The 19,492-nt window shown below is 39.6% G+C and carries 15 protein-coding genes and 1 pseudogene; 9 read left to right on the forward strand and 7 right to left on the reverse strand.

All coding sequences use genetic code 11. The annotated features are described in order from the left end of the window. Nucleotides 1–5 precede the first annotated feature (5 nt). The 7 genes and pseudogenes from JET18_RS15835 to JET18_RS15860 all read left to right on the forward strand — a co-directional run bounded on the left by JET18_RS15835 (nucleotide 6) and on the right by JET18_RS15860 (nucleotide 4,310). Nucleotides 6–992, forward strand: coding sequence for a terpene synthase family protein (locus JET18_RS15835; RefSeq protein ID WP_202092611.1), 987 nt, complete (start codon nucleotides 6–8; stop codon nucleotides 990–992). A 276-nt stretch (nucleotides 993–1,268) separates the two neighbouring features. Further along, nucleotides 1,269–1,514, forward strand: a pseudogene (locus tag JET18_RS21975) (NAD(+)--rifampin ADP-ribosyltransferase); the annotation flags it as partial. After that, nucleotides 1,503–1,916, forward strand: a complete 414-nt coding sequence (gene arr / locus JET18_RS21980) for an NAD(+)--rifampin ADP-ribosyltransferase (RefSeq protein ID WP_394369525.1) — start codon at nucleotides 1,503–1,505, stop codon at nucleotides 1,914–1,916. The pseudogene JET18_RS21975 and the gene arr, both read left to right, overlap by 12 nt. A 48-nt stretch (nucleotides 1,917–1,964) precedes the next feature. Further along, on the forward strand, nucleotides 1,965–2,819 hold the full coding sequence (locus JET18_RS15845; protein ID WP_202092616.1) for a helix-turn-helix domain-containing protein: 855 nt from the start codon (nucleotides 1,965–1,967) through the stop codon (nucleotides 2,817–2,819). Between the two features lie 176 nt (nucleotides 2,820–2,995). Further along, entirely contained in the window at nucleotides 2,996–3,487 is a 492-nt protein-coding gene (locus JET18_RS15850) for a hypothetical protein (protein WP_228728573.1), read from the forward strand. Nucleotides 3,488–3,726: 239 nt separating this feature from the next. Then, nucleotides 3,727–4,080, forward strand: a complete 354-nt coding sequence (locus JET18_RS15855) for a hypothetical protein (protein ID WP_202092618.1) — start codon at nucleotides 3,727–3,729, stop codon at nucleotides 4,078–4,080. A gap of 26 nt (nucleotides 4,081–4,106) precedes the next feature. Then, nucleotides 4,107–4,310 (forward strand): bacteriocin-like protein, encoded by a 204-nt coding sequence (locus JET18_RS15860; RefSeq protein WP_202092620.1) that lies wholly within the window; start codon nucleotides 4,107–4,109, stop codon nucleotides 4,308–4,310. A gap of 78 nt (nucleotides 4,311–4,388) precedes the next feature. Here the strand turns inward: JET18_RS15860 and JET18_RS15865 are convergent, their stop codons facing one another. The 6 genes from JET18_RS15865 to JET18_RS15890 form a co-directional block, all read right to left on the reverse strand. Next, nucleotides 4,389–6,428, reverse strand: coding sequence for a tetratricopeptide repeat-containing sensor histidine kinase (locus tag JET18_RS15865; protein ID WP_202092622.1), 2,040 nt, complete (start codon nucleotides 6,426–6,428; stop codon nucleotides 4,389–4,391). Between the two features lie 244 nt (nucleotides 6,429–6,672). After that, nucleotides 6,673–7,668: a T9SS type A sorting domain-containing protein gene (locus JET18_RS15870; RefSeq protein ID WP_202092624.1), complete on the reverse strand. Its 996-nt coding sequence runs from the start codon at nucleotides 7,666–7,668 to the stop codon at nucleotides 6,673–6,675. A 460-nt stretch (nucleotides 7,669–8,128) separates the two neighbouring features. Then, nucleotides 8,129–9,043 (reverse strand): helix-turn-helix domain-containing protein, encoded by a 915-nt coding sequence (locus JET18_RS15875; RefSeq protein WP_202092626.1) that lies wholly within the window; start codon nucleotides 9,041–9,043, stop codon nucleotides 8,129–8,131. Nucleotides 9,044–9,333: 290 nt separating this feature from the next. Further along, nucleotides 9,334–10,131 (reverse strand): SDR family oxidoreductase, encoded by a 798-nt coding sequence (locus JET18_RS15880; protein WP_202092628.1) that lies wholly within the window; start codon nucleotides 10,129–10,131, stop codon nucleotides 9,334–9,336. Nucleotides 10,132–10,382: 251 nt separating this feature from the next. After that, nucleotides 10,383–10,967 (reverse strand): Crp/Fnr family transcriptional regulator, encoded by a 585-nt coding sequence (locus JET18_RS15885; protein WP_202092630.1) that lies wholly within the window; start codon nucleotides 10,965–10,967, stop codon nucleotides 10,383–10,385. A 381-nt stretch (nucleotides 10,968–11,348) separates the two neighbouring features. Continuing rightward, complete coding sequence (locus JET18_RS15890; protein WP_202092632.1) at nucleotides 11,349–12,770, reverse strand: aminotransferase-like domain-containing protein; 1,422 nt, start codon at nucleotides 12,768–12,770, stop codon at nucleotides 11,349–11,351. A gap of 473 nt (nucleotides 12,771–13,243) precedes the next feature. Between JET18_RS15890 and JET18_RS15895 the strand changes: the two genes are divergently transcribed. Beyond that, nucleotides 13,244–14,305: a poly(ethylene terephthalate) hydrolase family protein gene (locus JET18_RS15895; protein ID WP_202092634.1), complete on the forward strand. Its 1,062-nt coding sequence runs from the start codon at nucleotides 13,244–13,246 to the stop codon at nucleotides 14,303–14,305. Nucleotides 14,306–14,824: 519 nt separating this feature from the next. On the opposite strand, the gene JET18_RS15900 is transcribed toward JET18_RS15895, so the two are convergent. Beyond that, on the reverse strand, nucleotides 14,825–15,883 hold the full coding sequence (locus tag JET18_RS15900; protein WP_202092636.1) for a 3-oxoacyl-ACP synthase III family protein: 1,059 nt from the start codon (nucleotides 15,881–15,883) through the stop codon (nucleotides 14,825–14,827). 227 nt (nucleotides 15,884–16,110) lie between these two features. Between JET18_RS15900 and JET18_RS15905 the strand changes: the two genes are divergently transcribed. After that, nucleotides 16,111–19,449, forward strand: coding sequence for a DEAD/DEAH box helicase (locus JET18_RS15905; RefSeq protein WP_202092637.1), 3,339 nt, complete (start codon nucleotides 16,111–16,113; stop codon nucleotides 19,447–19,449). Nucleotides 19,450–19,492: the final 43 nt, after the last annotated feature.

Consider the following 19,492-nt stretch of genomic DNA (forward strand, 5'->3'; position numbering starts at 1 on the left):
ACCATATGAGACCAGAAGACTATCATTCAAAAGATTATCTGCCGCTCGGCCATTATCCCTGGCCTGACCTTATCAACCCACATGCTGAACAGATGGGAAAAGATATGGATGGCTGGATTGATAACGACTACACATTCCTGACTGAAAAACAGCGCACCATCTATAAGAAAATGAGACTGCATATGTGTACAGCGCGTATGTGGCCAGATCTGACTTATGAACAGAGCATTCCCTGCAACAGATTTATGCTCCAGTATGTTGCGCTTGATGATCAGGTGGAAAATTCGTCGCTGGAGGAAATCCAGCAGTTACGGATTCGCTGTGTGGATATTCTCAAAGGGGCTGAACCCAGAGCGGATGAAAATGCACTTTATCAGCATATGGCCCTGATCCGGGATGAATTCCGTGCTTTGATGCCGGACATGTGGGTTGAACGTTTTATCTATTATTTCTATCAATCTTTCAGATATGGAATTGAATTGGAATATCCTTATAAAATAGCACAGCGTCCGCCTTCCCTTACCCTTTTCAAAACGATCCGTGAGTATTCTGTTCTGATGCGCCCTTATCTGATCTTTGGGGAAATTGAATCGGGCCTGGTGCTTCCTGAACCTATTTTTGAGCATATTGTCGTACAGAAAATGATTTCCCATATGACCCTGGTTGTTGCGTGGCAAAATGATATTCATTCTCTGCCAAAAGAAATGGCAAAGGGAACTGAAGTTTTTAACCTGGTTTTTGTATTGCAGCAGGAATATAATCTTTCGCTGGAGGATGCGTGTTCGCAGGCATTCCGGATCCATAATGAAGAACTGGCCAAGCTACTCGCCCTGCATGCTGAATACCGGGAATTCGGCGAATATCAGGAGCATGTAGACCGATTCGTATATTATGCAGGAGTGGGACTTCAGGGCGTGAATTCTTTTTATCTGGAAACCGAAAGGTACCGGCACGGAGGTGTTGGTTTTGCCTGGCCGGAAATGAATAAATAATATATGAATTCAAGAGTCTGATTATGAATTTAAAAAATGTTTCTTTTTGACAATATTTATGACCCTATGGAATAGTCATTGTTCAATTGATTTTATTAAATCCTGATTTCCTGGAAAAATTTAGTCTATTTGTTTAAATTTACCATCCTATTATAATCAGATTGATAAAAAAATCAGAACATGGAATTTTCACCCTTCAACAATGTCATTAAGCTGTGTCTTCAGGGAATGAGCCTGGAAGAAAACAACAAGCCGGACGAGGCAGCCGGGCTGTTTATGCAGGCCTGGGAAGAAGCAACAAATGATCACGAAAAATTTCTTGCTGCCCATTATGTTTCCCGGCACCAAAAAACGGTTTCTGAAAAATTAAAATGGCTCGAAACCGCTTTGGAAAATGCCTTGAAGATCAATGATGATACTGTAAAGAGTGCCCTGCCTTCTCTGTATGCCAACATCGCCCAATGCTATGAAGATTCTGGTAATGCGGAAAAGGCAAAAGAAAATTCTGAATTGGCATTAGAGTTAAAGAACAACCCTTCAGATAAAGGGCCTTTTTATCATGGTACGAAAGCAGATCTGCAGGTTGGCGATGTACTTACGGCGGGCGGAAATTCCAATTATAAGTCTGAATTCAAAATGAATCATATTTATTTTACGGCGCTGGTGAATGGTGCCGGACTTGCCGCTGCACTGGCAAAAGGCGATGGAAAGGAGCGTGTATATATTGTAGAGCCAACAGGAAATTATGAAAATGATCCTAATCTGACCGATAAAAAATTCCCGGGTAACCCTACCCGATCCTACCGCTCCGAATCCCCTTTAAAAATCATTGGGGAAGCAGCAGAATGGGTTCGTCCAGGAACGGAAGAGCTTCAGAAATTCCGTGAAAAGCTGGAGGATTCTAAAGGAGAAATTATAAATTAGTTAAATCATTAAATCCGGTTAAAGTTTTAAGATAAATTTAGGGGAATTATGATCAACGATTATAAGAAATACGATCTGTTTGGAAAGCCATTGATACAAAAGCTTGCGCTTACCTCACCATTCAGGTATGATTTTCCTGTTGCCGAGCAGGCCTGTTTTCTGTATGTTTTACAAGGTGAATTCCGATATAAAGCGGATAACGTGGAGGAAAATATTCCTGCGAACTATTCTTTATTTCTGAACTGCATTACCGCGGGAAAGCAGATCCATCATGCCCATTCTGACAGTACATGTGAGATCGTCATCGTTACTTTCTATCCGGATATTCTGAAGAAAATTTATGACCGGGAGCTGCCTGTATTGCTTCAGCCCCCTAAAAATACCATTTCAAACCAGTCCAATGAAAAAATAAACAACGATTTTCTCATTCAAAAGTATATTGAAGGCTTATTGTTTTACTTTGAAAATCCATCTTTGGTGAATGAAGATATCCTGGTTCTGAAATTGAAAGAAATTATCCTGCTGCTGTCCCAAACACAAAATGCGGAAGCGGTACAACTCATCCTGTCGCAGCTTTTTTCTCCTGCTGCTTATACTTTTAAACAGATCATTGAAGCCAATCTTTTTTCCCAGTTAAGCCTTGAACAGCTGGCAGAGCAAAGTCATTTAAGTCTTTCTTCCTTCAAAAGAGAGTTTGCTAAATTATACAATGATACGCCAGCCAATTATATTAAAAATAAAAAGCTGGAAAAAGCCGCCGAACTTTTACTGGTTTCCGACCAGCGGATCACTGAAATTGCCTTCCATTGCGGCTTCAATGACCTTGCTAATTTTACCAGAAGTTTCAGCGATAAATACCGCCGTACTCCCAGAGAATACCGTCAGAAATTAAGAAACAAGTAACGTTTTATACTTATTTAAAGCGATTAAAAGCTACTTCTTTCATGGACGAGAATACCAAATAATTGAACTGATTCACAAAGTTAATCCCTTCTTTCTGTTGCAATTTTGCACTGTTCCTTCAGGAGATTCATATTTCCGCACAGGGAACAACGGATTATTTAACCTAAAAAATTATAATGATGGGATTATCAAGCTTAGGAATTTTTCACACTATTATCGGCATCGCGGCGCTTGCGGGTGCATTGGCAGGTTTTATCAGATATGGTAAAATCAATTTGGGAACTGTATCGGGGAAACTCTATTTTTACGGTACACTTGTAACTTCATTAACATCACTGGGAATCTCAAAGCATGGAGGATTCAATCCGGGGCACGTTTTTTCCCTGTTTATCATTCTTTTGGTCGGCCTGGCCTATTTTCTCTATGCAAGAAAGAAAGGAAACACAAAAGCCCGGTATTTTGAGAACTTTTTGCTGTCTTTCAGCTTTTTTCTGTCGCTGGTGCCTACCGTCAATGAAACATTTACCCGCGTTCCCATAGGACATCCGCTGGCTACAGGGATCAATGATCCGGTTATCGGCCAAACCCTGCTGGTTTTATTTATTCTTTTTATCGCAGGCTCTGTTTTTCAATTCATCAGCCAGAAGAGAGTGAAAAGTGAAGAGTGAAAATTTGAAAATATGACGGATCGTTGAATTTAACAGTCGGGGATCAACTGATTAAAAGATCTCTTTTACTTATTTCTATGGCTTTTTCACTTACAGGGTGAAAGCAGACATCTACTAGATATTCATAAACACTTATGAAGTTTTTATTGATTGCTGTGGTTATTATAAGCTACATTTAAATCACCAACAAGTGCAGAATCACCTGTACAGTATTAATAATAATCAAATAAAAGAAAGTTATGAAAAATCTAGTAATTATTTTAGGAGTAGCATTGACGACCAGCTTCACTACTTCTTCAAAAAGTGTCAACTTAAATACTGAAATTACAGCCCCAACTGTAAAACCGCTAATAGATTATACCTATTACAAAGTAACCCGTAAAACAGGTGTAGCTCCCCGTAATGCGGCGGAAGCAGATGAGTTGGCAGGTATGCCGGCTACTGCATACTTAGGGACCAGCGCCTGCCGTTCATGGTGGCTCAACAAACCTGTGGTAGCCGGACCGGGAGCTGTTACCTGGTCTTATTATTATTCTGCCAATGGAACCGTTACTACTTCAAGTATGTATTTTCTGATCGCCTGTCCTTTTTAAGACTCTCTTTAACTAAAAAATAAAGTATGAAAAGCTTAAAAAAACTAAACAGAAAAGAACTCAGAACAGTGCTTGGAGGGCATACCTGTGTTCCCTTCTATCCTCATCATGTGGTTTGGAACGGAACTCATGCATGTTGTTCTGTAGTTCCGGCGGGAGGAAATCCTTGTCCGTATATTCACAATTGTCTTGTTTCCGTAAACACCTGTGAATCGGGAGGTCCATTCTAATAAAGAATATCTTACATAAAAAATCCGGAGGTTCATGATCTGATGAATTTCCGGATTATTTTTTTAATTTGAAATGGTTCAGGTATTTTCCTTCCTGTCATGATCAGCGTCTACATGAAGTTCAATATTGATGGTAGTTCCTTCTCCTATGGCAGATACAATTTCCATACTTCCTTTCAGATATTCCACCCTGTTTTTAATATTGGTGAAACCTATCCCGGGACTCTGATCGAGAAGAGAAACATCAAATCCTTTTCCGTCATCTTCCACTGTAATGTAAAATATATTTTGGTTCTGGCTGCACTGGAGCATAATATTCGAGGGGTGTCCATGCCGTATTGCATTGGCAAGCAGTTCCTGAACGATCCGGTAAATGTGCATCTGAGTCGCATCGGGAATAGTCTTCGTAATATCAATGGACTGGAAATCTATGATTGTTTCATCACTCTGCAGCAATTCGCAGAGATCCCTTAAAGAGGTTTCCAGCCCGATCTTCAGGAGACTTTCAGGCATCATATTCCTTGCTATACGTCTCAATTCAACCACTGATTCATCAAGTCTGCTGATCACAGTCGTCAGGTTATGATATTCTGTTTTCTGCTGCTGGGTAAGGTTCATTTTGATTCCGGCAAGCATTCCGCCCAGACCGTCGTGGAGGTCGCGCCCGATACGCTGACGTTCACGCTCTTCTGCGTCAAGCATTTCCTGTACAAGCTTCAGATGGTGCTGGTGCTCGATTTCATTCAGATGCTGCTGGTGGTTGATCTCTTTCTGTACGGATAGTTTTTTTGCACTTTTATAATAGAATGCTAAAAAAAAGAGCCCGGTCAGCAATGCTGCTCCTGTAATTCCCAAAATCCAGCTTGTCAGTTTCTGATTTTTATTTTTAAGTTCCTGCTGCTTTTTGCCCGCCTGAAGCTGTACAATGGTTTTTTCTTTTTCAGAATTTTTGAATTTGGCTTCTATTGCTAAAATATCTTTGTCCAGCTGAGCCTGATACAGACTGTCTGAAAAACTGATGTATTTTTTCTGCCATTCATAGGCTTCATCATTTTTGTTTAATGCATGAGAAATACGGGCCATCTGCTCATAGACTTCTTTCCGGCTATCAAAATTAGCCATGTATTCTGCATTATTTACAAGTCTGTGCAGGATCTTTTCCGCCGGTTTATATTGCTTTGCCTTGAAAAGAATTTCAAACTGGTTTCTGAGCAAATTATTTTCCAGATAGGTATCCTGAATCTCTTTTGCATATTTTATTCCCTTTTCACAATTCAGAAAAGCGGTTTCATACTGCCCCTTTTTTTCAAAATAACTTCCGGCTGCTTTATAATAATCCGCATAATCTGCCGGGTTTGGGTTTTTATCAAGTATTTTTACCGCCTCATCCAGTCTTGTTTTGGCTTCAGGCAGCTGATCATTCATTACAAATGCATCCGCAGAATAAATATAAGCCCTGAGGAGGGTATTTCTTTTGGAAGAAAGGCTGCTTTTCATCAGGATGACTTTCGAGAAATATTCTTCTGCCTTTTCCAGCTGATTGGCGTTCATAAGGAGAATTCCTACCTGTGAATAGAACATGGCCAAAGATTCTTTCTTCCCGTTTTTCTTTGTATAAGGAATTACTTTGTTTACAATGATATCAAGGGCCTTTTTTTCGTCATTGGCATTTTGGGCACTGATGGCTTCACTGTACCAGGATTTTGCCAGTACGTTATAAACATCCTTCGTATGGTATATGGAAAGTAAAGAATCTGCTTTTTGAAGGGCTTTCCTCGCTTTAACAGGATCATGATCCAGATAGACATCAATAACAGAGCTGTAATATATCCCCAGTAAAAAACGGTTATTTTTAAAGTAGGACCTTCCCTGCACGAGGTATTTCTCAGCTTTTTTAAAATCTTTTAAAGACCAGTAATGCGCCAGATGGAAAGAAACTCTTGCTTTTACACTGTCGTTCCTGCTGGTTTTCAGAATTGTATAAAGGCTGTCATGAAGAGCTTTCTGATCAAAGAATTCCTGAGCTTTAACCGGATGTACAGCTGCTGACATTATAGCAAGAAAACCAATAATTCTTAACGATAATACAGTGGCCCGTTGTATAAGTTTGGGTATCATTTTCTTATCAGTTTATAGAGTGTGAAGATAGAGATAATTAAAACGGAAGAGCCCCCGGAAAAACCCGGAGACTCATTTCCTATAAAAAACCACTTACCGAAAGCGTATATGATGAATCTGAAAATTTACTGTCCCCGGAATGAAGTGTTGACCCGTTCATTTCACTCCGGCTCCACAATCATGTTATAGTTTTTGGGCTTTCAGATGTTTAAGCGGCTTTTTTCTATGAAAAGTAAAAAATATGTTATTCTTTTATCAGCTTTTTTGAAACGGTATTTCCATTTTTCAGCTCTCCTTTTAGAATATATACTCCTTTGGGAAGTTTTGAAATGTCAATCTTTTTCATATCCGATGTTTTTAAAACAGATTTTCCGTCTAAAGAAGTAATCATGATATTTTTAATTTCCTCATCCGATTTCAGGTGAATGATATCTGAACCCGGATTGGGATACAAAGAAATATCAGTCTTGCTTTTCGCAGTTTCAGAAGTGGATAATGCTCCCGGAACCAGATAAGAAATTGTTTTGGTGATATTCGTAGTTCCGTTAATGGTAAATGTATTGATTCCAAAAGACAATACCGTTCCCGAAGCCTGGCTGATCCATTGATAGGATTCATTGGTATAAGACATCGGTGGGAGTCCCGGGCTGGTTTGAGTGGCTGTTCTCATTCTTTTTACCCTCAAAACATTGTTGTACGTTCCTGTAGGCGTAATCACGGTGCCATAGCCGTCTGCAAGGAAAGACTGCTGCCCTGCTTCACTGCTATTCATCGTGGCTGAAACCGTATTGAACTGATAGGTTTCATCAAACTGCTGCAGATAGGTGACCGGAAATTTAAAATTAATCAAAGGATCCGTATACGTTATCGTTCCATCTCCCAAAGCCGGACCGAAATAAGTTCCTATCATGGTAGCTTCCGTATCGCTTATAATATTGAAATCATACGTATCGGCAGCAATTGGGTTGGTGATTCTGTTCGCTGTCGGGAATCTGAAGCAGTTGGTCTGCCCGGGACATGCATTGGTATTTGCTGTAATCGGAGTATCTCCAGTGTACGCAGAAAAATCCCAGGTGATATTAGCGCCTGCAGATCCTGCAGTAATGGCTGTAGTTGATACATCTCCGGACCGGAATGTAATGGGGACATTGATCCTGTCCACCCCGGACCGCGTTACCGTAGGCTGGGCATAGGCCATGATTCCTACGGTAAGGGATAAGAGAAAATTAAGCTTTTTCATATTTTATTCAGGTTTGGTGAAGTGATGGTATAGGGAGTGTTTTTTTATTACAAATGTATTCCCAAGCCTGTATTTCATCAATACTTAAAAAAATGTATTTTTTTCTACCTATAATTAGGTATTTCAGAACAGATAGCAAATCATTATTTTGAGAGAGTGCGGTTCAAAACAAAATAACCGGCTGATGATGCCGGGTATGTACTGTCTGTTTATTTTAACCCGAGTTCGGGATAAGGGATCTCCAATTATATAATAGGTCAGGAAGTCTGAAGCCCGAAGAGGGAAGTTATTGAATTCCAAAGGAGAAATACACCATTATTTTATTAATTTTTTAACCTGCTTCAACGAATGTAAAGACAGCTGTTTAATATTATAGTCTACAAGTAACTTCCAGCCTCTATCTTCCAGCTTCCTGCCCCTTTAACCTCAGCTTCTTATCCTGAACTCAGTTTATTTTATCTTAATTGAATGACTGTCTGTAGCTCAAAGGGGTTTTATCCGTTTTCTTTTTAAACAGTTTATTAAAAGACTGCGGATGTTCAAAACCTAAGGCATAGGCTACTTCCGAAACTGAAAAGCTGGTAGCGGTAAGATATTCCTTTGCCTTTTCGATCAGCTTTTCATGAATGTGCTGCTGGGCATTCTGTCCGGTAAGATTCCGGAGCATATCACTCAGGTAATGCGGGGACAGATGAAGTTCAGAAGCAAGGAATTCCACCGTAGGAATACCATTGTTAAGGCTCTGCTGCTGGTTAAAATAATCTTCGAGAACCGTTTCCATTTTGGACAATAAGTCGCTGTTCACCGCTTTTCTGGTGATGAACTGTCTTTTATAAAAACGGTTGCTGTAATTCAGCAGAACTTCGATATAAGAAATAATGACGTCCTGGCTTACCTCATCTATAGCCGTATTCAGCTCATTATTGATCTGATCCAGCAGTCCTGTGATCACTTTTTTTTCCTGATCAGACAGATGCAGGGCTTCATTGGTATCATAGGAAAAGAAACCGAATTTCCTGATGGTTTTCGCTAAAGGATAAGTCCTTAAAAAATCAGGATGTACCAGCAATGTGTACCCGCAGTATTCAGCATCCACATCTGTTGAGAGGATCTGTCCCGGGGAGGTAAACATCATGCCGCCTTCATTAAAATCATAATATCCCTGTCCGTAGCCTATTTTACCGTGCTCGGAATATTTGTACGAAATTTTATAAAAATCCATCAGAAAGCTTCTTTTGATATACTCTTTATTGACAACCATTTTCGTATTGTCTACAAGACTTACCAGCGGGTGAAGCGGTTTGGGAAGCTGCAGCATATGGTGCAGCTCCGATATGGACGAAATTTTCAGCGGTGTATTATCTTTCTTTTCCATGATATAAATGTATTAAAAACATTTCTGTTTTTTTGATGAAGTGATTAAAGTTAAGATTAATAAGGATGGAGGATGGATGATGGGGGCCGGAAGTTACTGTTGGACGCAAATATTAAACAGTTACTTTCAATTTGATGAAGCAAATTTAGGCTTCTATAGCTTCTTACTTGTTGATGTAATTATAAAAAACAGCTGGAACCCACGTCAATTCATCGCAGCCTGAAAGAGAACCTCCATCTTCCCTCTTCCTGCTTCCATCCTCTTCACCTTAATTTTTTTATACCTAACTCCTAGATAAACTGTTTTCCAAACTGTTCTCTGAAAAGCTCATCGCCCTGTTCAAGACGTTGGGCGTATAAAGCTTTTGCATCTTCACCGGCTACGTATCTCAACTGTTTTTTGCCGTCTGTAGCAGCTTCATAAACCACCTCAGCAATCTGCATCGGTTCTGATGCCGCCGCCATCATTCCTTCCATATTCGAAAATAAGGAATTGGTCATGTCTTCATATGCCGGACTTGTGGCAGAGTCCAGGGAACGGCTTACGAAATCGGTTTTAATTCCTCCCGGAGAAACCGTTTTAATATCCACTCCTAATGAGTTCAGCTCGTACGCTAAACTTTCGCTCCAGCCTTCCAGCGCCCATTTTGTCGCATGATAAGTAGATCCCAAAGGAAAAGCAATCAATCCTCCGATGGATGTGGTAGAAATAAACATTCCGCTCTTTTTCTCTCTGAAATATGGGATAAATGCCTGGGTTACACGGATCACGCCCAAAAGATTGGTATCCAGCTGTTTCAGGATCTGTTCATCCGTCAAAGCTTCCAAAGGACCGATAAGTCCATATCCTGCATTATTAAAAACCACATCTATGGAGCTCAGTTCGAGAGCTTTATTAACCGTTGATCTTATCTGCTCCAGATTCGTCACATCCAAAGGAAGCAGGGTGACATTGTCCAAACCGGAAAGTTCTGTATCTGCGTCCGGGTTTCTCATGGTAGCAATTACATTCCATCCTCTGCTTTGAAATAACTGGGCAGCCGCTTTTCCTAAACCTGTTGAAGCGCCTGTTATAAAAATTGTTTTCATTTTTTTCTGTATTTAAATTAACAAGACAAAGGTCAGCAATAGAAAAAAAGCCGGAGTTGCCAAATTGGATGAAGATGTATCCAAAATGGAGCAAGTCGTTTATTGTGTATAATTGATCTGAATTTTCAGTTCCAACTTAAAATTACAGTGCGTGCGAAAGGATTTCAGCAGAACATGAAGAATAGGAAGCCGCCACAGGTCTGAGAAAAAATCATATTTCTGCAGCTCACCCCTTAAAATAATCCTGATCTCTACCGTCCCTGTATTCTTCTACGAATTCTGCTTAAAGACTCCGGCTGGATACCTAAGTAGCTGGCTATATGTTTTTGTGGAAGCAGCTGAAGAATTTTAGGATTTTCTTCCAGTAACTGATGGTATCGCCGCTCAGGGGATAAGCAGAGTAAGCCTTCAATCCTTTTTTTGGCCTGAAGATAAGCGGTTTCCGTAATCTTTCTTCCGAATTCCTGCCAGTACGGATCTTTATGATACAGGCTTTGCAGATGCTCCCTGTCCAGAAGAAACATTTCTGAATCCTCAACGGCTTTGATATTTATTTCAGACTGCCCGCCGGATAAAATACTGTCGTAATCTGTGACCAGACCGTTTTCATGGTAAAAATTAACGTTAATCTCTTTCCCGTTGCTCTGATAATAAAAGCTGCGCATCACTCCGCTCTTCAAAAATCCCAGATAGCGGCAGTATTCTCCTTTCCTCAAAAAGAATGATGCTTTTTTGAACATTACTTTCTTTAAATAACCCCGCAGTTCTGCATAATGTTCTTCATCCACTAAAAATAATGAGCCGTTGGTTAAATATTCTTCAGTGATGCTTTTCATAGGATAAAAGGGATGTTTAGGTTTTATTTTCCGGATATTCAGGACAGCAGAAATGGTATTATGAAGAGTCTTTTTTATACCATCAAGAAGAAGGAAGCCGGTTTTAGCTCCCTTCCGTTGTAAAATATAATTTGTTAAAATGTTGTACCATTGAACTGATTATTAATCACATATATAGTTTTGCTTTTTTAAATAAAATGCCTTTGTTTATCTTTATTAAAACTGTTTTATTTCAAAAAAAGCTTTGTCTAACCTTGCGATTATTAAACACAAAGAAAGACAAGAATTTGTTTTTCACTTATTTCTGAAATACAGGGTATCAAAATGAACAACAGATTTTTGTTAATGAATTACCCTCATCCCAATCCGTATGCTCACCCACTAAAAAAATCCTGACATGATCCGTACCGCTTCCTCCATATTTTTTTCGGATACAGAGCCGAAGCTTACCAGGAAACCTTCCCCTTCATCAAAATTATAATAGTCGGACCCCATCAATACGGGTTTTATGCCTTTGGCAATAATTTCTTCTTTTAAATAGCTGTTATAGCTTTCTCTTAACGGTTCTACCAGCGTAATCCAATAGCTCAGGCCAAGCTCAGGTTTTATAAACGTAATTTTATCTTTAAGGTATTTATTCAGTAGTTCTTCGAAAAAATCTCTTTTGTATTTATAGAATGGGACCGATTTCTTCAGATGTTTGGTATAGGTTCCATCATCAATTAAATTGAAAAAAGCACGCTCCATAATAGGATCACCATTCACATCTATGATATTTTTAAGGGCATTGATTTTTTTTATCATCTCCTGATCTCCTGCCACATACCCGATATTTAAAAAAGGACTTACCGAGGCACTGAAAGAGCCTATATAGATGTAGTTTTTAAGCCTTTCATCACTGCATAATGGCAGCAGCCGGTTTTCACTGTAATTAATATCAATACAGTAATCATATTCTATCACATAAAAATTGAATTTATTGGACAGATCAATCAGGGCACGCCGTCTTGATTCGCTCAGCACTGCTGTGGTCGGAAACTGGGAATTAGGCGTTATAAAAACAGCTTTTATCTTCTTTCCGGCATTGATAAACTTTTGAACCTCGTCAATAATGATTCCTTCCGTATCTATTGACGCGTACAGAACTGTCGCTCCGGCATGTTCAAAGGTATCCCAGGCAGATCTGTATCCCGGATGCTCTACAATAACGCAGTCGCCACTTTCCAGCAGACACTGCGAGATCAGAAAAAAGGCCATTTGCCCGTCCCTGGTAATGCATATATTATTTTCATCGCCTATAATCCTCCGCTGATGATTGAGCATCTGCGACAGAGCCATACGGAGTTTGATGTATCCTGCCGGATCGTTAAAAATATGAATCTTATGCTTTCGGATGCTTTTCATCACCAGTTTATACTCGCGCATAATATCTGCCATAGGTGAGAAACTGATATCCGGAAGTCCCTGGTCAAAAACTATTTTGTTCACAGAAGCTCTCATTCTGCCAAAATCCGGAGAGGGGGTTACTTTCCTGTTTTCAGGCGTATGAGAAGATACAAATGTTCCGGTTCTTGGTTTAGACATCACCCAGCCTTCATATTCCAGCTGGGTATAAGCTTCGATCACTGTATTTCTGTTGACCTTCAGCATATCCGCCAGTTTTCTGGTTCCGGGCAGAACATTTCCCTGCTTCAGTTTACCGGAATGTATTGCATCTATAATGGTTTCAACAATCTGTTTATAAATGGGGAGCTGAAAATATTTTTCTTCAATTTTCAGATTAAGATTCCAGGGTCGTAACATTATTTCTATAGACTGTTTTTATTAAAATCTTTTTTACAATGATCAGTTTATGATAAGAATGCAGCTGTGATGTAATTAAAATAACTTCATGGTCCTTCTTCCTCCTCTTTTTTGGACTAAATTGTAAAAGACGGTAAAGCAATAATCATAATTTTACCAATGTCTACCTGAGCTTTTATTAAATCAATCCAAAAACATATTCTCAAAGAAAAAGAATTTTAAGACCTTCCCACTGGTCCAGTTTTAATATTTATTACAGACCAGTCTATCTTAAACATAAACCAATATCAACTGAATAACGTGTATTTTTCAAAATATTATCTGCTTTCAAAAAAAACAAGAAACTGGACCAGACAAAAATATTGAGAAATTATGATATTCGCTATAATAAATCACTCAATAATGATTAATAATTTATTGCTGTCATTTATACTAATTCATCAAAAATACAGACCAACTTAAAAAGTAAACTTATGAAAAAAATGATCTTTTCAGTACTGGCAGCATCATTGTCACTGATGTCATGTCAAAACACAGAAGAAGCTTTAGAAGCAGCCCCGGACAGCAGAGCGCTGACTGCGGAACAGATGGCTTCAAAATCCAACTTTTTCCCTGCTGTAGGTACGGCAAATGAGCAATACGGAAAAATGGGACCTTATCAGGTAAGTACAGATGCCGTTTTGGGAGATTGCGGGGGCCTCGGTGGTATCGCCATAGACATCCTGCAGTCTATAAATGTACTGGACCAAACTATTCAATGTACCAATAATCTGCCTTATGGAAACGGTTCGCCCATCAGTACCTCGGTATATTACCCATCCAACATCGCTGATTTGGGTAAACTGCCGGTTGTGAACTTTGTTGGCGGTATATTGTCCAATGAAGGAAATTATGCTCAGATGCTGAAATTATGGGCCAGTCATGGCTTTATAGTAGTGGTTTCTTCAGATTTCATCAATACCCTGCCGGAAATGCATCTTCTGGGTGCGTTTAAAGCCTCACAGCTTAATAAGGATACCCAATCTCCATTGTACGGGAAAATTGATATGTCTAAGATGATTTTAGCGGGACATTCCGCAGGAGGAGGAGCTTCAATTTTAACGTCGAGTATTTCCGAGAATAAAATGAAACTGATTGATCCGGACCTGAAAGTAGTGGGATCTCTTCCTATAGAGCCCGGACCTCTTGCGGTAAGCTTTACCGTAAAGGCTCCTACTCTTATCTTAACCGGCAGACTGGATGTTGTGGTAATGCCATGGTATACGAAGATTCATCAAAATGGTATTTTCAATCCATCCCCAGCATGGGCGGCTACCGCTACTACCGCGACCCACTTCAGTCCAACGATGGAAATTTCCAAAAATGAATTTGCCGGAATCAGTGTTGCCTGGTTAAAATACACAGGGTATAATGATGCTGACGCAAAAACTTATTTTGTGGGCCCTAATTATAAATTGAAGGCAGATCCGCAATTCCTGCAAGGGCTTCATCCTTACAGAGTGGTAAGAAACCAGGCGGCAAACAATCTTCAATAAATGGCCAGATCATCTTAAAAAACAACAAATGCTTTATCATAGGAAGGATAAAACAGGCTGATTCTTCCTAAATTTATGAGGCCGTCTCAAAAGTGAGGCGGTCTTTTTTTGTGATTTAGCGCAAAAAAAATAAATTATTTATGTTGTTAAGGCTTAAATCAAAGGTTCTCTGCTTCTGGCAATGACAGCAGTACTCAATTTTATCGGAGATAAAATCTTTGCGCCTTATAACATGTTATTGTCATAAAATTTGCGTCTTTGCGCTATTCCAACTATAAAAATAGAAGTTTTTTGCTTGTTTCTTGTTTTGTTGGGTAATCGCAATGGCGCAAGGGGTTTTATGCTTTGTGAATATTTAAGACGCAAGAAAATCAAAGATTTTCAGCTAGAAAATGTAATCCCCGAATCTTTTTGGATTCGGGGATTATTCTTGGGAAGCTTTTTAAACAGCCTATTTTTTCTTAATAAGAAATTGAAGTAAGAACCTTATGGTCAGCCTTCTTTTCCTTAGATATTGTATTAAAATTTATAAACAATTGAATTGATGTTCATTCCGGCACCAACTGATGCAAACAGAACCACATCTCCTTCTTTTATTTCATGGGAAGAAAGTTCTCCATCCAGAATCATCGTCAGAAGCGTTGGAATGGTAGCCACACTGCTGTTTCCTAATTTCGCAATAACCATCGGCATAATGTTTTCCGGCATAGGAAGATCATACAGCTGATAGAAACGCTTTACAATTGCTTCATCCATTTTTTCGTTGGCCTGGTGGATAATAATTTTGTCAAGCTGATTGATAGAATATCCGCTGGAATCCAGACATTTTTTCATCGCATCCGCTACATTCACAAGGGCAAATTCATAGATTTTTCGCCCGTCCATTTTAATGTATTTCGTATCCGGACAGCAGTCGTTATTGTATGATTTTCCAAAAAACAGAAAATCTTTTTCCGTTAAAGTATAAGACGCTGAGAGATGCGACTGTATACCGCTTTCATCTTCACTGGTTTCCAGAATAGCTGCTCCTGCCCCATCTGCATAGATCATACTGTCTCTGTCATGGATATCTACTACCCTTGAAAGTGTTTCCGCTCCAATGACCAGGCATCTTTTTGCGATCCCTGCCTTAATGAAAGCATTGGCCTGTATCATTCCTTCAATCCAGCCCGGACAGCCGAACAGGACGTCATACGCCACACAGAAATTATTTTTGATTTTTAAAAGGTGTTTTACCCTTGAAGCAAGACTTGGTACGGTGTCCGACTGAACGGTACCAAAACGAACATCACCAAAATTGTGGGCAAATATGATGTAATCCAGTGTTTCAGGATCTATTTTAGAATTTTCTATGGCTTTTTGGGCCGCAATGAGTCCCAAATCTGAGGTTACCTGATGCTCAGATGCATATCTTCTTTCTTCTATACCAGTAATTTCCTTTAGCTTTCTGGCAATAATATCATTCGCTTCCTTTAATGACTCTCCGTTTTTATTAATAAAATGATGCTGGTCAAAAAATAAATTTGTAATTGTTTCCGGCGGAATATAATTGCCGACTCCTATAATCTTGCTTGTCATTAAAAAAAATATATAATTTTCTTAAATTCATTTCGTTTTTTTTATGAATTTAAATCTTGTACAATAATAACGATAAAATATCTATTAATCGTATGATAAATTATAATTGAATCTTAATATTGGTATTCAAAGCATACAACAGCCTTTATGACATCCAGATATATCATGAGTTTTTACTTCACCCATACTCCCTATTTTGCCATCCTTTTTCGTAAATTCGCATGCTTATGGCGGCATATATTCTTGAAAACACCAGTATTCATCTACTTTCCGTGTATGATCTTCTAAAACATACATCCGGCAGTGCGTTTCTGGAGGTCAGAGATTTCCGTGAAATTTTTCCAGTTGCCCTTGAAAATAATATTGGAATTTTCACCAAAAAATCGCCTCTTAAGGATTTTCCGGAAGTTTCGGTAATCCAGATCGGCAGCTCAGTGATCACCAGTTGCAGCTGCGACAGTTCCAAAGACAAGCTTTGTGAGCATCAGACTGAAATTATACACTGTATTTTAGAAGAAAAAAAATTCAGGACCTTTTTTGATCCGTTCCTCCGTAAGAAGCTGTTGATAGCAAAAGCTAAAAATTATGGCTTAGAAAACGAACCGGATCTGGATGTCTATTTCGAACTGGAATATACTGAGGGTAAAATTGAAGTCAGACCAAAGATTAAGGAAATGCTGTCTATGGATGAGGATACTTTTAAACAGCAGCTCATTCCACAACGTTCCTCTGCTATCCATGAACTGGCTTTACAGGATAGTGGAAAAAGAAAAATACTGGTCATTGGAAAGCACCGCTATTACAACCATCTCACCTTTTCACTGATGGAATCTGAAACCACACAGTCAGGAAAGGTTAAAAACCCGGTAAATCCGGTCGATGCCATGCAGCTGATCTGGAAGGCCGAAGAGCCGCAGCACATTAAATTTTACACCGCTGTTTCTGCGTTTCAGAACAATTACAATGAAGATTATAATCCGGCAGAACTGGAAGCGCTGAAGCTCATCGTACAGAATCCGCTTGAACTGGATACTTTTTACCATGACCGTGACCTGTCGGAAACCGTTTCAGCAAAGTCTCTGATTCCGGTAAACCTTGAAGTTTTGAAAGCAGAGATCCAGCTCAGTGTATTTAAAAAGGAACCGTTTTATGAAGTAACGGGTGAACTGGAATTCAATGATATTTCAGTTCCTTTTAAAAATGTAACCATCAGGAATGAATACTTTGTCTACAGCCGGAATACATTCAGTTTTGTAGATGATCCGGATATCCTGAGAGTTATTAAATTTTTCAAAGCGAACAATGAAATCCTGCTCGTTCATTCCTCAAAATACGAAGCATTTATGCTGAATGTCCTCTCTTCGATTGAGGAACGCATTCACATCAATTACAGCTACATACAACCTGCAACGCCAGTACAGCTTGAAGAGAAGGATTCCCGGAATGAACGGATCATTTATCTACGCCAGCAGGGAAATTATATCGCCTTAACTCCGGTCATGAAGTATGGTCAGCCGGAAGTCGCGGTCTACTCCAGAAAGCAGCTTTTTGGAACAGATCAGAACGGAAATGTATTTAAAATTAACAGGAGCGATGCTGAAGAAGCCCGTTTTACTTCGCTCATTATGAAACAGCATCCGGATTTTGAAGCGCAGATGGACGGATATGATTATTTTTACCTTCATAAAGATAAATTTCTGGAAGATAACTGGTTCCTTCATGCTTTTGAGGTTTGGAGAAATGAGGGTGTGACCATTCTCGGGTTCAATGAGCTGAAAAACACTAAGATCAATTCATACAAGGCAAAGATCAACATTCAGATTACCAGCGGACTGGATTGGTTCAATGCTAAACTGAAGGTAAGTTTCGGGCAGAAAGATGCTGCCCTGAAACAGCTCCACCGGGCGATCCGCAACAGAAGTAAATTTGTCCTGCTTGATGACGGTACAACAGGCCTTCTTCCTGAGGAATGGATTGATAAAATGCAGGAATTTTTCCGGATCGGGGAAATAGATGCTGAAGATCTTAAGATTCCAAAGATTAATTTCACTGAAATATCTTCCCTGTTTGAGAAGGATATTCTAAATCAGGAAGTACAGGAAGAGCTTTCTACTTATTCAATTCAATTTTCATCGGTTAAAAATATTCCTCAGATTAATATTCCTGAAGGATTAAATGCTGTTCTGAGAGATTATCAGCATGACGGACTGAACTGGCTGAACTTTCTGGACAGCTTCAATTTCGGAGGATGTCTTGCGGATGATATGGGGCTTGGAAAAACACTTCAGGTGATTGCATTCATCCTTTCTCAGCGGGAAAAACGCGGGCACACGACCAATCTGGTGGTGGTTCCTACTTCCCTGATTTTCAACTGGCAGGAGGAAATTGCAAAGTTCGCTCCTTCGGTAAAAGTAATGGTTCATTATGGAGCGGACCGATTAAAAGCTACAGAACATTTTGCTGATTATGAAGTGATTCTTACCAGCTACGGAATGCTGCTTTCGGATATCCGTTTCCTGAAAAATTTCTGCTTTAATTATGTTTTTCTTGATGAATCCCAAACGATTAAGAATCCGAATTCGGAAAGGTATAAAGCGGCAAGACTACTGCAGTCGAGAAACAGGATCGTTCTTACCGGAACTCCTATTGAAAACAATACGTTTGACCTGTACAGCCAGCTTTCTTTTGCATGTCCGGGACTTTTGGGAAGCAAGCAGTATTTTAAAGACATTTATGCGGTTCCGATTGATAAATTCGAGTATGGAAAACGTGCTCAGGAACTTCAGCAGAAGATCAAGCCTTTCATTCTCCGCAGAACAAAGAAGCAGGTTGCCAAAGAACTTCCTGAAAAAACAGAAATGGTGATTTACTGTGAAATGAATGCTGAGCAGCGTAAAATCTATGATGCTTATGAAAAAGAGCTCCGCGAATTTATAGCAGCCAATGACGATGATGATCTGAACAAAAACAGTATGCATGTTCTGACCGGGCTCACAAGGCTCAGACAGATCTGTAATTCCCCGCTGCTGTTAAAAGAAGGCTATTCCGGTGAGCATGCGGTGAAGATAGATATATTAATGGAACAGATCCAGAGTAAATCTAAAGATCATAAGATTCTAGTATTCTCACAATTTGTAGAGATGCTGGATTTACTTAAAGCTGAACTTGAAGATCAAAACATTCCGTTTGAATACCTTACGGGACAGACTAAAAACAGGACTAAAGCTGTTAATAATTTCCAGGAAAATGAAGAAGTACGGGTATTTCTTATCAGTTTAAAAGCCGGAGGAGTAGGCCTTAATCTTACCCAGGCGGATTATATTTACCTTGTAGATCCGTGGTGGAATCCTGCAGCGGAAAATCAGGCCATTGACCGGAGCTACCGTATCGGGCAGACGAAAAATGTGATCGCGGTACGGCTGATCTGCTCGGATACCGTTGAAGAGAAGATTTTAAGCCTTCAGAAAAGGAAAAATGAACTCGCCCAAAACCTGCTTCAAACAGAAGGAACCGGAATCCAGAAGCTTTCAAGAAATGATCTGCTCGAGATTTTAGACTCTAAATAATAATAGAGGTTTCGGGCGGGCCTCCGGCCCGCCCGAAACCTTT

It is taken from the genome of Chryseobacterium endalhagicum (assembly GCF_016745235.1).
Classification (GTDB): domain Bacteria; phylum Bacteroidota; class Bacteroidia; order Flavobacteriales; family Weeksellaceae; genus Chryseobacterium; species Chryseobacterium endalhagicum.

What these genes read in the sequence shown, in the direction of transcription:
- JET18_RS15850 (WP_228728573.1), top strand. Translation starts at nt 2,996, where the DNA reads ATGATGGGATTATCAAGCTTAGGAATTTTTCACACTATTATCGGCATC.
- JET18_RS15860 (WP_202092620.1), top strand. Translation starts at nt 4,107, where the DNA reads ATGAAAAGCTTAAAAAAACTAAACAGAAAAGAACTCAGAACAGTGCTT.
- JET18_RS15865 (WP_202092622.1), bottom strand. Translation starts at nt 6,428, where the DNA reads ATGATACCCAAACTTATACAACGGGCCACTGTATTATCGTTAAGAATT.
- JET18_RS15890 (WP_202092632.1), bottom strand. Translation starts at nt 12,770, where the DNA reads ATGTTACGACCCTGGAATCTTAATCTGAAAATTGAAGAAAAATATTTT.
- JET18_RS15855 (WP_202092618.1), top strand. Translation starts at nt 3,727, where the DNA reads ATGAAAAATCTAGTAATTATTTTAGGAGTAGCATTGACGACCAGCTTC.
- JET18_RS15875 (WP_202092626.1), bottom strand. Translation starts at nt 9,043, where the DNA reads ATGGAAAAGAAAGATAATACACCGCTGAAAATTTCGTCCATATCGGAG.
- JET18_RS15885 (WP_202092630.1), bottom strand. Translation starts at nt 10,967, where the DNA reads ATGAAAAGCATCACTGAAGAATATTTAACCAACGGCTCATTATTTTTA.
- JET18_RS15835 (WP_202092611.1), top strand. Translation starts at nt 6, where the DNA reads ATGAGACCAGAAGACTATCATTCAAAAGATTATCTGCCGCTCGGCCAT.
- JET18_RS15905 (WP_202092637.1), top strand. Translation starts at nt 16,111, where the DNA reads ATGGCGGCATATATTCTTGAAAACACCAGTATTCATCTACTTTCCGTG.
- JET18_RS15870 (WP_202092624.1), bottom strand. Translation starts at nt 7,668, where the DNA reads ATGAAAAAGCTTAATTTTCTCTTATCCCTTACCGTAGGAATCATGGCC.
- JET18_RS15880 (WP_202092628.1), bottom strand. Translation starts at nt 10,131, where the DNA reads ATGAAAACAATTTTTATAACAGGCGCTTCAACAGGTTTAGGAAAAGCG.
- JET18_RS15900 (WP_202092636.1), bottom strand. Translation starts at nt 15,883, where the DNA reads ATGACAAGCAAGATTATAGGAGTCGGCAATTATATTCCGCCGGAAACA.
- JET18_RS15895 (WP_202092634.1), top strand. Translation starts at nt 13,244, where the DNA reads ATGAAAAAAATGATCTTTTCAGTACTGGCAGCATCATTGTCACTGATG.
- JET18_RS15845 (WP_202092616.1), top strand. Translation starts at nt 1,965, where the DNA reads ATGATCAACGATTATAAGAAATACGATCTGTTTGGAAAGCCATTGATA.